The 16,224-nt window shown below is 34.3% G+C and carries 14 protein-coding genes and 1 riboswitch; of the genes, 2 read left to right on the plus strand and 12 right to left on the minus strand.

The annotated features are described in order from the left end of the window. Positions 1 to 328: 328 nt before the first annotated feature. The 4 genes from thrB to ACH6CY_RS09470 all read right to left on the minus strand — a co-directional run bounded on the left by thrB (position 329) and on the right by ACH6CY_RS09470 (position 4,651). Complete coding sequence (gene thrB / locus ACH6CY_RS09455; protein WP_374067094.1) at positions 329 to 1,216, minus strand: homoserine kinase; 888 nt, start codon at positions 1,214 to 1,216, stop codon at positions 329 to 331. Next, entirely contained in the window at positions 1,213 to 2,274 is a 1,062-nt protein-coding gene (thrC, locus tag ACH6CY_RS09460) for a threonine synthase (protein WP_374067095.1), read from the minus strand. Before thrC ends, thrB begins: the two co-directional genes overlap by 4 nt. A gap of 3 nt (positions 2,275 to 2,277) precedes the next feature. Further along, a complete protein-coding gene (locus tag ACH6CY_RS09465; protein ID WP_374067096.1) occupies positions 2,278 to 3,570 on the minus strand; it encodes a homoserine dehydrogenase in 1,293 nt (430 codons plus the stop codon). A gap of 118 nt (positions 3,571 to 3,688) precedes the next feature. Continuing rightward, complete coding sequence (locus ACH6CY_RS09470) at positions 3,689 to 4,651, minus strand: protein kinase family protein (protein WP_374067097.1); 963 nt, start codon at positions 4,649 to 4,651, stop codon at positions 3,689 to 3,691. A gap of 132 nt (positions 4,652 to 4,783) precedes the next feature. On the opposite strand from ACH6CY_RS09470, the gene ACH6CY_RS09475 reads away from it, so the two are divergent. Beyond that, entirely contained in the window at positions 4,784 to 5,299 is a 516-nt protein-coding gene (locus ACH6CY_RS09475) for a phosphatidylglycerophosphatase A family protein (protein WP_374067098.1), read from the plus strand. A 47-nt stretch (positions 5,300 to 5,346) separates the two neighbouring features. Here ACH6CY_RS09475 and ACH6CY_RS09480 read toward each other — a convergent pair whose 3' ends face one another. Both ACH6CY_RS09480 and ACH6CY_RS09485 read right to left on the minus strand, forming a co-directional pair. Next, positions 5,347 to 5,799 carry a flavodoxin domain-containing protein gene (locus ACH6CY_RS09480; protein WP_374067099.1) on the minus strand — a complete coding sequence of 151 codons (453 nt, stop codon included), beginning with the start codon at positions 5,797 to 5,799 and terminating at the stop codon, positions 5,347 to 5,349. A gap of 410 nt (positions 5,800 to 6,209) precedes the next feature. Continuing rightward, a complete protein-coding gene (locus tag ACH6CY_RS09485) occupies positions 6,210 to 6,485 on the minus strand; it encodes a YutD family protein (protein ID WP_374067100.1) in 276 nt (91 codons plus the stop codon). Positions 6,486 to 6,694: 209 nt separating this feature from the next. Here ACH6CY_RS09485 and ACH6CY_RS09490 point away from each other — a divergent pair, with 209 nt between their 5' ends. After that, complete coding sequence (locus ACH6CY_RS09490; RefSeq protein WP_374067101.1) at positions 6,695 to 7,657, plus strand: M23 family metallopeptidase; 963 nt, start codon at positions 6,695 to 6,697, stop codon at positions 7,655 to 7,657. A gap of 51 nt (positions 7,658 to 7,708) precedes the next feature. Here ACH6CY_RS09490 and ACH6CY_RS09495 read toward each other — a convergent pair whose 3' ends face one another. The 6 genes from ACH6CY_RS09495 to ACH6CY_RS09520 all read right to left on the minus strand — a co-directional run bounded on the left by ACH6CY_RS09495 (position 7,709) and on the right by ACH6CY_RS09520 (position 14,906). Beyond that, complete coding sequence (locus ACH6CY_RS09495; protein WP_374067102.1) at positions 7,709 to 7,807, minus strand: MetS family NSS transporter small subunit; 99 nt, start codon at positions 7,805 to 7,807, stop codon at positions 7,709 to 7,711. A 19-nt stretch (positions 7,808 to 7,826) separates the two neighbouring features. Continuing rightward, positions 7,827 to 9,308, minus strand: coding sequence for a sodium-dependent transporter (locus ACH6CY_RS09500; protein ID WP_374067103.1), 1,482 nt, complete (start codon positions 9,306 to 9,308; stop codon positions 7,827 to 7,829). Between the two features lie 200 nt (positions 9,309 to 9,508). Further along, positions 9,509 to 11,065, minus strand: a complete 1,557-nt coding sequence (locus ACH6CY_RS09505) for a Na+/H+ antiporter NhaC family protein (RefSeq protein WP_374067104.1) — start codon at positions 11,063 to 11,065, stop codon at positions 9,509 to 9,511. A 141-nt stretch (positions 11,066 to 11,206) separates the two neighbouring features. Beyond that, positions 11,207 to 11,383, minus strand: a riboswitch (Lysine riboswitch). Positions 11,384 to 11,439: 56 nt separating this feature from the next. Next, entirely contained in the window at positions 11,440 to 12,222 is a 783-nt protein-coding gene (yunB, locus tag ACH6CY_RS09510) for a sporulation protein YunB (RefSeq protein ID WP_374067105.1), read from the minus strand. A 60-nt stretch (positions 12,223 to 12,282) separates the two neighbouring features. Continuing rightward, on the minus strand, positions 12,283 to 13,362 hold the full coding sequence (locus ACH6CY_RS09515) for an HD-GYP domain-containing protein (RefSeq protein ID WP_374067106.1): 1,080 nt from the start codon (positions 13,360 to 13,362) through the stop codon (positions 12,283 to 12,285). A 101-nt stretch (positions 13,363 to 13,463) separates the two neighbouring features. Then, the gene (locus tag ACH6CY_RS09520; protein ID WP_374067107.1) at positions 13,464 to 14,906 is read right to left on the minus strand and encodes a bifunctional metallophosphatase/5'-nucleotidase; all 1,443 of its coding nucleotides are present in this window, start codon (positions 14,904 to 14,906) and stop codon (positions 13,464 to 13,466) included. Positions 14,907 to 16,224: the final 1,318 nt, after the last annotated feature.

The following is a 16,224-nucleotide window of genomic DNA, read 5'->3' on the forward strand; positions in this document are numbered from 1 at the left end:
AATCGGGTTTATCGTTCACTCGTGGTCAGAAAATTAGGCGATGTGTTCGATAAATCGGGTTTATCGTTCACTCGTAGTCAGAAAATTGGGCGATGTGTTCGATAAATCGGGTTTATCGTTCACTCGTGGTCAGAAAATTAGGCGATGTGTTCGATAAATCGGGTTTATCGTTCACTCGTAGCAAGAAAATCTGTTGAAATGTTCGATAAAACGGATTTATCCAACATTTGTGAACATAAAACTAGTAAATATGTCTGTTAAACATTATTCACAAAATAGAAATGGTGGAGTGAAAATCACACCACCACATTTAACACAGAATCTGATATTATATTTCATTTACCGTTACTCCGTTATTTTCCACTTGCAACGTTAGCCATTGAAAAGCGGGATAGGCATTTTTCCATTGTTCTAGCTTTTGATTAATTATCTCTTCATTTGCCAGCGCAATCATGGTTGGACCAGCTCCGCTTAAAAATACGCCATAAACATCTTCTTTTACAAGCTCCGTTAATGCATCATAATGAGGAATTAACGCTTTTCTGTAAGGCTGATGGAAACGATCCTTCTCCATCATTTCACCCAACAACTCCCAGTTCCCTTGACAAATTGCAGCTACACTAACATTGGCCACACTACTAGCTTGTACACTTTCCTTATAAGAAAATGTTGCTGGCAGGACAGACCTTGCTTCGGTTGTTTTTAATTCAAAAGAAGGGATAATCGCTAAAAAAATCAGATCATGAATTGGAACATGAATCCAATTTAATTCATTATCATAATGCCCAATGACGCACCCACCTAGTAAAGAAGGAGCAACATTATCAGGATGCCCTTCAACCGCTGTGGCAATCTCTAATTTTTGCTCTGTAGTTAAAGTTAGCTTTAACAGCACATTTGCTAGTTCAATCCCAGCAACAATAGCGGTAGCACTACTTCCTAATCCTCTCGCTAAAGGAATATCGCTTGTCATCTTCACCCTACATGCCGGAACTTCATTGTACCCAAATTGATTGGCTACTTGAAAAGCAATTTGATATATTAAATTCGTTTTATCGGACGGAAGGTCATCCATTCCATCAGAGAGAGGAATGAATTCCCATTCCTCTGATAATTCAGCTTCTAAAGTTAAATATAAATTTAACGCTACACCGATTGAATCAAAGCCAGCCCCCAAATTTGCAGTGGTTGCTGGCACACGAATCACCCAACTCATACAGATACACTACCTAAGATTTCTTTCATTACTGTCTCTTCTTCATTGGGAAGGACTTTTGGCTTTATTGCACTATAATCAATCGCAGTATTTGGATCTTTCAATCCATTACCTGTAAGTACACAAACTACTTTTGATCCTTTTTTAACTTTGCCTTGTTCTAGTGCTTTGAATAAACCTGCTACTGATGCATTAGATGCTGGCTCAGCAAATATTCCTTCATTTTCCGCCATCCATTGATAGGCTTCAATCATCTGTTCATCTGTTATTTCATCAATTGTTCCTCCAGATTCATCACGTGCAGCCACTGCTTGTTTCCAGCTAGCTGGATTACCAATGCGAATCGCAGTACCAATTGTTTCAGGATTTTCAAATACACGATCATGTACAATCGCAGCTGCACCACTCGCTTCATACCCCATCATTTTAGGTGAGCCAGTATGTTTTTGTTCATGATACTCCTTAAATCCTTTCCAATAAGCAGTAATATTTCCCGCATTACCTACTGGAATAAACAAATACTCAGGCGCGCTACCTAATACGTCACATATTTCAAAGGCTGCTGTTTTCTGTCCTTCGATTCGATGTGGATTGACAGAGTTCACTAAAGTAATTCCATCTTGTTCACCCAATTTGCGAACAATGCGTAATGCATCATCAAAATTTCCTTGAATCGAATAGATTTCAGCACCATACATGACTGCTTGCGCTAATTTTCCTTGTGCAATTTTACCTTCAGGAATAACAATGATACAACGTAAACCTGCACGTGCAGCATATGCAGCTGCTGATGCAGATGTATTTCCTGTTGATGCACAAATAACTGCTTTTGTACCATCTTCAATTGCTTTAGCCATCGCCATTACCATTCCACGGTCTTTAAACGAGCCAGTTGGATTAATTCCTTCTACCTTGGCATATGCTTCTACATCATATTTTTCGGATAGATTTTCTAGCTTAATTAATGGTGTATTACCTTCATGTAATGTAAGTAATGGTGTCTCTTTTCCTACAGGTAAATGTGATTGATAATGTTTTAATAATCCTTCCCAAGCCATTTTTTATTCCTCCCCATCTACTCGATAATGGCTAATTAAACGTTTAACAACACCTAATCCTTCTAATTTTGCCATACTCTTTAATAATTGCTCTCTACTAATTTTGTGTGTAACCATTACAATTTCTGCCGTTTTCTCTTGATCACCCGGTAATTGAAGAATTTTCGCAAAACTAACCTCATGATCAGAGAATACATTCGTTATTTCTTGAAATGCACCAGCCTGATCATCTACATCTAAGCGAATAAAATGACGCGAATATTTTTCTTTGTCTTCTTTTAATTGACGATCGAATTGTGGATCGACATGTGCATTACCACTAATTCCTAATCTGATATTTTTAACCACTTCCATTAAATCTGATACTACTGCTGTCGCTGTTGGTAAGCTGCCGGCACCAGGTCCATAAAACATCGTTTCTCCAACCGCTTCACCGTATACATATACCGCATTAAATTCATTTTTCACTAGTGCTAAAGGGTGATCTTTAGGCAATAAAGTCGGCTCTACAGTAACCTCTGCCTTTCCATCACTCATTGAAGCAATCCCAATTAATTTAATCGTATATCCAAGGCTGTCAGCGAAACTAATATCTTCTTGCGTAATATTTCGTATACCTGAAACATCGACATCTTCTAAATGAAGTTCCATTTTAAAAGCTAAATTTGCAAGCAATGTCATCTTTCTTGCCGCATCTAATCCGTCTACATCAGCAGATGGGTCTGCTTCAGCAAAACCTAAGTCTTGCGCTTCTTTTAATACTTCTTCATAAGCAAGTCCTTCATCAGACATTTTAGTCATCATATAGTTTGTTGTCCCATTGACAATACCCATTATTTTTTGAATATGGTCAGATGCCAATCCATCTGATAATGAACGAAGAATAGGTATTCCACCTGCTACACTCGCATCATAAAGAATATCGCAGTTGTTTTTCTTAGCTAATCGTAACAACTTTTGTCCATGTACAGCCATAAGGTCTTTGTTAGCTGTGACAATATGTTTTTTATTCTCTAATGCTCGTTCTAATAATTTATTCGTATCTTCAATACCGCCCATTACTTCAATAATGACGTCAATATTTCTGTGATCGACCAGTTCTTTTGGATCACTCGTTAACCAATCTCGTTTAATAACAACATCTCGTTTTTTCTCCATATTGTTCACAAGCACTTTAGTAATCTCTATTTCGCAACCAAGCTTATGCTTAATATGTTCTTTATGGTCTTGTAGAATCTTAACTACACCCGTTCCAACTGTTCCTAGACCACATAAACCGACATGAATTTTTTCCACAAAGAACGCCTCCCCCTGTTTTCTTTAAAAACACATTTGTTTATCTATAGTGGACATTATACCTTCCCTGTGTCACTTATTCAAGAAGCAATTACCTAAAATTTCTGAAAAAATAAAATTACCAATCTAATTCATATATTTGATTCTTAAAAGGATCTATTCTATTATTTTGAAAAAATGATTTAAGATGTGTTTCATAGTTGTGTTGATTATCTAATAATTTTCGGTAAGCAAAGTACGTTTCTTCGCTATTTGATTCTTCGATTGCCTGATCAATAAAATCAAATAAATGAATGGGGAGAATCAGACGAGCATACAACAAACGCCAGCTAAATATGGATAAAGGAGCTATATCTTCATATTTTTCCAAAAAGTGAACAACTTCTTTATGACCATCTTTTTTTAGAAAGTACGGTCGTATATATTCTGCTACATCTCTAACAGGATGATCGTATATAAATTGATTGGAAAGTATAAACGGCTGTTCCAATTGATTCGTATAGCGTTTAAATGCAATACATCCTTGATCAGATAAAGTAAATCTTGTTTCTAGATTTGATTCGTTTAAATATTGAATCGCATTTTCTGTTACGCCTATTATATATGGAAATGTATCAACAAGTAACCGCTGATATCGCGTAACAGGTCGAACTTGTAGTTGTGATTGATAATATGCTTCATATAACTTGATTTTTTGCTCCCATAGGTTCTGCCACTCACCATAAGCGTTAGCATAGCTTGGTAAGTAAGCATAATTTTTTCCTATAGAATGAAATGTGGCCAATCTAGTCGGTGTATCTAGCGTTTCATAAGGGTGCTTCATTGCTTGTAATGCGATATAATTTTGATCATTTTCTTCAGAAATATATACCCCTTGTATATTTTTTATTGGTTTTGCAATCCTTAAATAATCTTGTTCAATTAAATGATTCGCAAACCAACTTTGTTCCATGTGAACATGCTCTATGTCATCAGTAGGAATAATGAAATAGTAGTATCCTTCAACATAATAAGCCTGTCGATCACCAACTTTTACTAAATCCCCATTAAAATATGGTACATATTGATGTATAATATCCATTATACACGCTCCTTTCTGATGGTATACTTTACGTATCAACTCTTTAGAAAAGAACCGTTTCTATTTGTTTGAATTAACTGTAGAAGGGTATAGTAAAGGTAAAAGTTTGTAAATGGATGGTGGGATAATATTATGATGAAACAAAGATCACGAACAGCATTAGAACAAAAAGCAAGAGATTGGCTATATGAACGTGGTGTAACCATTGAGGATATTGGTGAGCTCGTTTACTATTTGCAAAGTAAATATCATGACGATTTAACAATGGAGAATTGTATGTACAATGTGGAAAAAGTGTTAGGTAAGCGTGAAGTACAAAATGCCATTTTGACTGGAATTCAATTGGATATTCTTGCAGAAAAGAAGCAGCTTGCTTCACCATTACAAGAAACCATTGAAGTAGATGAAAGCTTATATGGTGTTGATGAAATCATTGCTTTTTCTATAGTCAATGTTTATGGTTCCATTGGGTTTACAAACTATGGATACATTGATAAGCAAAAACCAGGTATTTTAAAGAAATTAAATGATAAATCAACTGGGCAATGTCATACTTTCTTGGATGATATAGTAGGAGCTATTGCCGCAGCTGCTTCTAGTCGTCTAGCACATAGTGTCGCAGAGGATGAAGATTTAGATGAAGAATAAACATTTGGATAAAAAGAAACAGGTTATTAATGTATACCTGTTTCTTTTTACTTCATACTATTTTCAATAAATGCCTCTGCAAACGATTCGCAAGTTTTAATATCTTCAATTTCTGGCGAGAGCTCAATTTTTAACGGAGAAACTACTAGGTTACCCTTTCGTTCTTGCACTAATTTTGCGAACGAATCAATTGCACCACCGTAATAAGTATACATGGAGTCACAAGAACCGAATAGACCAAACGTTATCCCAGTTAAATCAAGTTGTTCCAATTCATCATATAAATCCTCTGCTTCAAATGGAAGATCACCATCACCATCTGTATATGTACCAATTAGTACACCATCCGTATCAAACAACTGATCTATTTCAAACGCATCAAAACCAATTTGATATCGTTCCACTTTTATTCCTTGTTTTTCAATATGTGACTCGATGATCTCAGCTATTTCTTCTGTATTTCCAGTCATGCTTGCATATAAAATGATTATACTTTTCATATTGAACCCTCCCTTTGATGCACTTATTTATTCTTTTCTTCACAAAAAACTCATAAAATGAAACACACTTTTTTTGAAAAAAATAACCGAAACATTTGTAAATATATTTGTTTATTTTCTTTTCATCTATATGAAAACAAAGCATAGGTTGCTTCACTTATTTCATTGCCTTTCCCAATAAGTATTCACATATTGTTCTACAACATTATAATTGATAATGATTTTCAATGTCAATTATAATGTAGTTAAATTAGTACAGTGGTGACATAGATCCTCTGTTATGCTGATCAATCATTTAAAATTAGTAGAAAGACATAATAAAAAAGCAACTATTCACTGAAATATAACCTATTTTTCAAATCAATATAACAGCATTTTTTGAATGTTCTAAAAAAATTAAAACACACCGATTATTTATCGATGCGTTTCGCTATAAAATACGCACAACCAAAGTTACAGTACTCATATAAATAGTCTTCTACTGTACTAAATTTCGTATCAAAAGTCGCTTTGGGACTTTGATCATCATAAAATCCTTTTAACCGGAGTTGTTCATATCCCCAATCGCCTACAATAAAATCGTACTTTGTTAAAATATCACTATATCGTTCTTCAAACGCTTTCTCATCAAAACCTGATTTGCTTTCTTCAATTATTTCGTATGTTCTTCCTTGCACTTCAATCATATACTACTCTTCTCCTTTAAAGCATCAAATGAGCAAATAATAAAGATGTATGTTCAATTAGTTTATCATAATTTAGATAAAAAAAACTAGATGAATAAGTAAAGTTGTATATTAAAACAATGAATATTATCGGATTATTTTACCATTTATTGTTTTTTTATTCTTGCACATACTAACATATATGTTAATTGTGCAAGGAGGTCGGAACCATGTTAAAGAAAACATTACTTATATTTTGTATCATTTTTCCTTTTTTTATTTCCCAGGTAATAGCTAATGATAAAGAGTCAGAAGCTATTGCAGCTAAATTAGCTTTATTTAAAAAAACAGCAGCCTTAACACAAATACCTTGGTATTACTTAGCTGCAATTAATCAATATGAATCCAATATTAAAAAAGACAAATCTGAGAACAACTTAATTTCTATTGACATTCCAGAAACACTTTGGTTTGGCGTCACTAATCCTGATCATCTTTCAAACGCCGAAATAATAAGTGTCAATGAAGGAATTGGGCAAGACGGAGATGGTGATGGACTTGTTGAACGGACTAATGATGAAGATGTGCTTTACAGCATGGCCAAATGGATTGCACGTTATGGAACATCGAAACAAGATATTAACATTGCATTATGGAATTACTATAACCGTGCACTTACTGTAAAATCTATTGAGCAAATCGCTCTTGTATACAATACTTTTGGCACAATTAATCTCGACGATAGTGATTTTCCAATTCCATTACAATATAACTATACTTACCGTAGCACATGGGGAGATGCACGAGGGTTTGGTGGTAGGAGGATTCATGAAGGAACAGATATTTTCGCAAGTTATGGGACACCTGTAAAAGCTAGTAGATATGGGATTGTTGAAATTGTAGGTTGGAACCGATTTGGTGGTTGGCGAATCGGTATCCGTGATATCTATAATACGTATCATTATTATGCACATTTGAATGGCTTTACAGATGGGTTAGCTGTTGGTGATGTAATTAAGCCAGGTGATGTAATAGGTTCTGTTGGTTCATCTGGCTATGGTCCACCTGGAACTTCGGGAAAATTCCCTCCACATTTGCATTACGGCATGTATAAAGACAACGGATATAGTGAATGGGCTTTTGACCCTTATCCACACTTAAAAAGGTGGGAGCAGCAAGCAAGAAACAAATAGAAAAGACTGGGACAAACGTTGTTGATCTACGTTTCCCAGTCTCTAATCAATTTATTTTGATTTAATTATCGCATAGGTTATGCTAGCAGCTAATCCACCCCAAATAACAACCGCCCCTATGATAAACATTGCAATTGCTGAAACTGACATGTTTCACTCATCCTTTCATTTACTTATTGTCTTGTTTGTTAGGCCATTTTTTGATTGTCATTAATGGACCAATAAATATTGCACCTAAAGCAACCATCCAACCAAAGCGAAATAAAAACTTATATGGGTAACCAGCATAATTAATTTCTAGATCCGTGCTTAAATTCTGTAACATCATATACCCTAAAACAATTGGCGTAATGACAGAAAGACAAAATCTCCACCAAGATCCTAACTTAATATCGGAAACATCATTCGCATAACGTTGTAAGTCCTTAAGTGACCTAGCAAACCAAGCAATGGCTACCACTTCAAACAATCCAGCTAAAGCAACACCATAATTATTAATAAAATAATCAACTGTATCTAATAGATTTAATCCACCTTGATTTGCATAAAGTAATGATACAAGCGCGGCAAGTCCTCCACCAATTGTAACAGCGACACCACGTGACACATTAAATTTTTCTTGTATACCTGCAATATACGTTTCTGAAATAGATATCAATGAAGATAATCCCGCTAATAGTAAAGAGGCAAAGAATAACACACCAAACAATCCTGAGGCAGGCATCTGACTAATAATTTCAGGAAAAACCATAAATGCAAGACCTACACCAGTTGTAGCAACATCAGCAATTGCTTGATCTGTTTGTGATGCCATAAATCCTAAAGCCGCAAAAACACCAATACCAGCAAGTAACTCGAAAGATGAATTTGCTAGGCCAGTAATAAATGCGTTGTTTGTAATATCAGATTTTTTAGGTAAATAAGAAGAATAAGTAATCATAATCGCAAATGCAATCGACAAGCTGTAGAATATTTGACCGTAAGCCGATACCCATACTGATCCATCCATAATAGAAGACCAATCAGGTGCAAAGAATGCCTCTAAACCTTCTACTGCTCCTGGAAGTGTTACAGCACGTATAACAATAATGATAAATATAATTGCCAATAATGGAATAAAAATTTTGTTTGCTGCTTCAATCCCTTTTTTTACGCCAAATCCGAGAATAATAAAAACAATCACCCATATTGCTAATAATGGAAACAAAACAGATGGAACCATAGAGCCGAATGTACCAGCTTCAGAAACTTGTAAAAAATCACCTACGAAAAATGCGGTAGGATCATCACCCCAACGTTGACTGAAAGAAAAATAAGCATACATTGCTGCCCAAGCAACAATAATTGGATAATAGGTTGAAATGATAAAAGAAATAGCAATCTGCCACCAACCAACCCATTCCATCCCTTTACTTATCCGCCTAAAAGCCCGAGGTGCTGAACTACGATACTTGTGACCAATCGTATACTCCATTATTAAAAGCGGTATCCCTGCTGTTATTAATGCAAATAAATACGGGAGAAAAAATGCACCTCCACCATTTTCATAAGCAGTAGCTGGAAAACGCCAAATATTTCCTAGCCCAATCGCCGATCCCATCGCTGCAAGTAAGAAACCTAAACGTGTTCCCCATTGTGAACGATTTTCCATGTATAATTCCCCCTCTTCAACTATTCAAATTTTCTGAAAATAAAACAATGTAGAATGTTTTAAATTTTTATTTTTTTCTGATATTTATTGATTATAGCGAGACTACTTACACATGTCAAAAAGAAAATTATGACTATTTTGTGTATATGCTGTTTTCACCAAAAAAAGAGTTGTCCGTAATATTTCGGACAACTCTTTTTTTACGCTCGTTTCTTGTTAACAATCGAGCCTAGTATGAACAAGAGGAGAACAATAACAATGATAGTAGCTATTAGCGAAACAAAGGTTTGTTGTGTAAAACCATAAACAAGATAGCCTACTCCAGCTGCCAAAGCACTCATAAAGGCATATGGTATCTGTGTTAATACATGATCAATGTGGTTTGAACCCGCCCCTGTTGATGAAAGAATCGATGTATCGGAAATTGGTGAACAATGATCGCCAAAAACAGACCCTGCTAAAACAGCAGACATTGCAGGTAATACTAAATCAATATCATAGGCAATTGCAATTTGGGCTGCTATAGGTAACATAATACCAAATGTGCCCCACGATGTTCCTGTAGATAAAGCCATAAAACCAGCAACGATAAATAATAATATAGGTAAATAATTCGCATTGAAAGATAGACGCTCAACAACCTCAGCTAAATAATCTCCAGTACCAATTAAATTAATAATCGATCCGATCATCCACGCAAGAATTAAAATATATATAGCTGGGAGCATCGATTTAATACCCTCTTTAAAAATTAAAATCGTCGTGGATGTGGAAGAACCTTGCTTTAGACTTAGAAATAACGAAACGAATACAGTCGCTAATCCTCCTGCAAATAAAGATAAATTTACATTTGTATTTGCAAATAAAGTGAAAATAGTTACTTGTCCTTCTGTTCCTAAATAACCAGTTATAAGCATTGAAATAACTGTTATTAGTACGAGTATGCCTATAGGAAGTAACAAATGACGTATCTTCCCATCTTTATTCGGAGTTAACTTCGATTTTAAATCACCAGCAACATTTTCTTTCGACGTATCAAATAATTCTCCAGTAGCCATTGCTTTATCTTCATGTTTTCGCATTAAACCAAAATTAAAATTAAATATAGCAACAATAAAAACAGATAAGATAGCTGCAAAAGCATAAAAGTTTAGCGGAATCATTCGAACAAATGCTTCTAGCGGTTGATATTCCGTTATTCCCGCTGCTGCAAAAATAGAACCTAATGTACCAATAATAAATGCTCCCCAACTCGATATTGGCGTAATAACCGTAATTGGTGCTGAGGTTGAATCAATGATATAAGCCAATTTCGCTCGAGATACTTTAAATCGATCAGTCACCGGACGTGCTACTTGTCCTACTGCCAAACTATTAAAATAGTCATCGATAAAGATTAGAATACCTAATACAGATGGAATCAATTGCGCCCCTTTCCTTGTTTTCACACGACGTATTGCCCATTCTCCAAACGCTTTATTCCCACCGGATGCTGTCATAAATGCGGTTGTAATGCCTAATAACAATAAAAATGCGAGCAAATATATTTTACTTAGATTCCATCCCTCACCAATGACATAAAAAATATCACGAAAAACAAGCCAAATTTGTTCGAAGCTATCTATTATATTAAATTGATGTAATAAAAGGGCCCCCACAACAATACCAGTACCTAATGATAATAAAATTTTTCTTGTTAAAAGTACAAGCACGAGCATTAGAACAGCAGGGATTAATGAATAAATTGTTCCCTCCACATCATTACCTCCTCAAATTAAATTAAAGAATTTCTCTTTTTGCACTGTTTTCAGGCATCAAAAAAAACAGTAATAGAAATAAACCTATTACTGTTTTTGCATAATTTACAACAAATGATAGTTCAATAAATTATCTTTGATTCGATCAACAGTTCATCACGTGAAAGACATGACAGTATATCTTTTATTCAAAAATATACCAGTAAGGAAGCACTGACAAATGCAATAACCCACTTCGGCAATATAATCCTTTTAACTATCATCTTCGTTGTCAACTCCAATAGTTTACTCATTTTATATTGCGCCTCTATCTCATCGATCTGATAAGGTTTTTAATTCTTTTTTCCTCTCAATATTCTACCAATTTAGCATGATTATTGCAAGGGGTCTACTGGAATAGATAAATTTGGATCTACATCACCATTATTATTATAAAATTGTGGCACCTCACCATTATATCCACCACTACCAATTGGGATTTCTTGCTTTATGTGAGCCGTCTTCGTACCAAAAGGAATAATCGTTCTTATTTCAACTTCAATATGTACGGTTGGCTCAATGTGTATACTATTAATTTTAACACCCGTTACCTTCGTCTCTACTTCAGTACTAACATACCCCACTAGTTCAAGATTAACTGGTATCTTCGGACCTAAATTTGCCAGTAACGGAAGGTTTAATACTTGGCCCAGAGGGATCTCAATCAAATTCGATTTTTGTTGGATCGTTTCTGACGTTGATTGTTCTTGTTGTTCGATATCAACATCTAATGGAGCACTCGTATCTGGAACAACCCCTTGCTCTAATTGATGAATGAAATTTTCTACCCGATATTGAATATTCCGCTGCACACGATTTTCCATTGCTGCGTTAATTTTGTAACTAACCACTTGTCCGTCATCACCATATTGAAACTCAATTAAATCTTCTACTTGCAAATCTTCATTCAATTTTTTATTCACTGCAATGCCCATCGCCATATTTGCATATTGTTTATTTTTTGTTTCAGCAATGTCTAATAAAACTGGTTTAATACCTTTATTTACAATTATCAGACTAATTGAAGTGAGCACTACGAACAGTACAGCCGTTAAAAAAAGCAACTGACGAGTAGCAGGTGGTTTTCGCTGACGTTTTACCCGTGTTTTTTTCCACACAAAAATCCCCCCTATTAGAGCATATGCGCTATATTAGAGGGTAGACATCTTTTGTTTAATCTAAATTGCGTAATCAATCACTGTTAGATTAAGTTCCTTAGACAAATCAATATCATAAGGAGTAATATTTTGTTCTTGCTCTTTAATTACACGAACAATCGGTCTTTCATACATAAGATGATTTTGTTTAACTACTATCGCAATACGATTATCATTCAAACGAATAGTCGATCCATTTGGAAAAACGGCAATTGTATTTTTAAACGTACGAACAATTTCTTGATCGTAAAGTGAGCCACTTCCTGCATACAATATTTCCAGCCCTTCATGAGGAAGCATCGCATCACGATAAATGCGGTTACTTGTAACAGCATCAAACACATCAGCGACTGCTAATATTTTTCCAAACGGATGAATATCTTTTTCTTTAATTCCCCTTGGATAACCCGAACCATCTAAACGTTCATGATGCTGATACGCACAATGTGCTACTAATAACGGGAGTGCTGTGGATTGTCGCAAATAGTTAAATCCTTTTTCCGTATGTGATTTAATCATTTCAAATTCTTTATCATTTAATTTTCCAGTTTTATTTAATATTTCCTCTGAAATAAACATTTTACCAACATCATGTAGCATCGCACCTAGGCCTAATTGATGGATTTGTTTAGCAGGTAGTTTCAATTCTGTTGCAAGGGCTAAAGCATACATCGTTACGTTAACAGAATGAGAGAATAAGTAATCATCACTAATTAATATATGAGACATAACAGTTAACACTTCTTGATCATCTCTTAACTGATCGATCATCGAATCAACAACTTTTGACATGTTCTCATTCGTTTTATCTATCAAATGCAACTTATTTCCTAGATCCATATCTTGATACGTTGCAAATGATTGTTTCACTGTTTGTACCGCTTCGATACGTAGTTCTTCCGAAATCGGTGAAGGAACTAAAATATCTTCAGTCATTTCATCTTTTATATACACATAGGTAATACCTAGTTCTCGTAAGCGATAGACCATTCCACTTGTCAATTTCATATTCTTTTGAATCAGCACTTTGCCTTTATCATTAAATATTGGTTTAGCTAATTCTGAACCCTCTTTAATGGACCTCGTAGCAACTAATCTCATAACGCTCTCCTAACTAAAAGCAATAATCTAACTCAACTACCACAAATAGTATCAAATTTTCAAACAATAATCTACATTATTTTTATATAATCTGTGACTTTTTAATCATTACCGGCATATTTCATTAAAGTTTGTACAAGTAAATCGCGCATAAATTCAGGCACAAAAAATTCCTTCGAGGTTGATCGAGCAATTTCAGGTAATAATTGTCCGAACGTAAACATATCTGCTAGTGCTAAACTATAGGTTCGGTTCATATCTAACGGCTTTTGATTACAGGTGACAGTTTTCAACACTTCATTTCCTTCTATATCTATCTTGGAATCAAGTTCTAATCCAGCAAATGTCATTTTTCCAATTACCTCACCACGAAATCCATAACCTTCAACTTTTAATTCCATAAACGTTTTAGTTAAAACACCACGAATAACTTCTATTAATTCCTTACCAGTTAATTGAACAACGCACGGGTTAATCGGATGTGGACAAATTCGATGAACAGTAGCATAGTTCACTTCACCAGCTGGAAGTGACTCTAGTAATAACCCTGCATTTAACATAGCAAAATCAGCTTTGGTCCAATCGAGTAATGTATCTGTTAATCGTTGTAAAATCATAGTTATTCGGTACCATTCTACTTCTAGTGGATGCTGCAGATTAGCTATTCGTTGATCCAACAACTGATTCGAACGTATTGTTTGCTCTTGGATTAATTGAGCCGATTCCTTATCATCTGACAAGTGATCAATTTGTGTTGCATATGCTTGCTTATTAACTAATTTCTTTTGGGTATGGTCCCAGGTTAGAATTACCTCTCCGACAAAGTGACCAAATTTTCCAGCTGCAGTTAAAATCGATTGATTCACTTCTTTTCCATTTCGAAACAAATGATGGGTATGTCCACCAACAATTACATCTATCATTGGGTAATTTTTTGCTATTTGTTCATCATCATTTATACCAAGATGAGATAATAATATAATAATATCTGCTTGCTTTGTTAATTGTTCTATTTCTCGTTCTAATGCCTCATATGGATCTTCTACTGTCCAACGAAGTGGTTCATAAAAAGCATAGAAAGGGGCAGTTAGACCGATGATGCCTATTGTTAAACCTGAACCCGTTTCTCTATAAGTTGTTGCACGGAGCCAATCAGGGTTATCCCCATCACTACTATGTAAATTTGCACAAACAATTGAAAAATCCGCTTCATCATATAGTTGATACAAGCTGTCATGGTTTAGTGTAATCCCTTCATTATTCCCTAATGTTACGACATCATAATTCGCTTGATTTAATAAAGATACATTTCCTTGTCCTAATAGGGCTTCAGACATCGGATGTACACGATCTAGGTGATCTCCATTATCTAATAAGAGCATATGTTGCTTTTCTTTTAAATGTTTTGCTCGTTTTTCTTTTATAAAAGAAACAATTTTAGGCCAATTTTCAAAATGGCTATGTAAATCACTTGTATAATACAAAAATAACTGTTCTTCCATTTGTTCATACCCCTTTAGTAGGTTCCACTGTTTCTTATTCACTGATATTCGCTACTTCTCATTATATTTTAGCATCCTTTCTTTTGAAAGCGATTATCTATTTATAATTTAAAGAAAAGAGCCCGATAATCATCGGACTCAACTTCTTACTATATTTTTATTAACGGATTGAACCTTCCATCTCGTAACTAATGACTAAAAAAAATCATTAACTATAAAACGCAGTCAAATTACCTGTTAATATAACGTTTGACATTATAGCTTCATCATTAAATATCAATTAGACTTGGTATAAAGTTAGCACGAAAACAAAGAGCAATTAACATATGCAATTAAACTACATTGAGACTTTTCATTCACACTAATTGATAAAATTATAATATATAGAGTTGTTCGTTTTTCGAAAAACTCTTTCTTTATATACCATAACATTTTTCTTGAAAAGAGAAAAGCAAATGATTTTCAAGAAAGAAATTACAACTACACAAGAAATCAAAATCGAAACAATGAAGTTAGAGAATTCACATGAAATGATTGCACAACAGTTTGCTCAATAATTTCACCTCCAAAAGACCATTCAGTTAACTGTTTTAGCAGGAGATATTTAAAGCAAGAATACTAGATTTCTTAACCTTTTAATTTTTATTTCATAAAAAAATGAAATGCTTTAAAAAAGTAAAACTACTTATATCAAAGTTTCCTTACAAAAGTGACATTCTCTTTGTTATTTGAAAACGCTTTAGGTATTTGTTGTTCTTATTCTTAATTCTATTTTCTTATTTTTTTATAGAAAACGTAAATCGCATTACTAAGTACGATAGCTAAAACAACTAGGCATCCTAGCACAAATTTCGGATTCAATTCTTGTTGGATAATTTCTACTTATCAAGTACAATCAATAACACTCAACCTATTGATAAATATTGAGTTTCACATCATTCACTCATCACTATTTTCGTTAAATTCTAAAGATAGAGTAGATTAACTTGTTCAATCACTATTAGTCATTTCTATTATATTACATCTATATTCCAATTCGAAGTTTTGTTTTCAATTTTTTCCTATTTTATTTCAACTTAATCATTTATATCCGAAATTGTTAAGAAGAGAATTTCCATTAATACAACTTAGTCAATTCTCCTACTGACGGACGATTATTTTTTAAGATCCCCATGCTTGCTTTACTGCACACATTTATCGAAAGTTGATCCTGTTAAATCATATGCACGTATAAATTCACACGTATTTTCCTCTCTCATAAAGTTACATCATTTGGCTTTTAAACTCTACAATAAACACCATGCTTGTTCTTTTTTAGTAATGGAAAATTCTTCTTAGTTTCAGTTTATTTTGTTTAGTC

The sequence above is a fragment of the Paraliobacillus sp. JSM ZJ581 genome (assembly GCF_044383835.1).
Classification (GTDB): Bacteria; Bacillota; Bacilli; order Bacillales; family Amphibacillaceae; genus Paraliobacillus.

Coding starts and splice junctions, on each gene's coding strand:
- ACH6CY_RS09470 (WP_374067097.1), bottom strand. CDS start 4,651: ATGGATATTATACATCAATATGTACCATATTTTAATGGGGATTTAGTA.
- ACH6CY_RS09475 (WP_374067098.1), top strand. CDS start 4,784: ATGATGAAACAAAGATCACGAACAGCATTAGAACAAAAAGCAAGAGAT.
- ACH6CY_RS09480 (WP_374067099.1), bottom strand. CDS start 5,799: ATGAAAAGTATAATCATTTTATATGCAAGCATGACTGGAAATACAGAA.
- thrB (WP_374067094.1), bottom strand. CDS start 1,216: ATGAGTTGGGTGATTCGTGTGCCAGCAACCACTGCAAATTTGGGGGCT.
- thrC (WP_374067095.1), bottom strand. CDS start 2,274: ATGGCTTGGGAAGGATTATTAAAACATTATCAATCACATTTACCTGTA.
- ACH6CY_RS09495 (WP_374067102.1), bottom strand. CDS start 7,807: ATGTCAGTTTCAGCAATTGCAATGTTTATCATAGGGGCGGTTGTTATT.
- ACH6CY_RS09500 (WP_374067103.1), bottom strand. CDS start 9,308: ATGGAAAATCGTTCACAATGGGGAACACGTTTAGGTTTCTTACTTGCA.
- ACH6CY_RS09490 (WP_374067101.1), top strand. CDS start 6,695: ATGTTAAAGAAAACATTACTTATATTTTGTATCATTTTTCCTTTTTTT.
- ACH6CY_RS09515 (WP_374067106.1), bottom strand. CDS start 13,362: ATGAGATTAGTTGCTACGAGGTCCATTAAAGAGGGTTCAGAATTAGCT.
- ACH6CY_RS09485 (WP_374067100.1), bottom strand. CDS start 6,485: ATGATTGAAGTGCAAGGAAGAACATACGAAATAATTGAAGAAAGCAAA.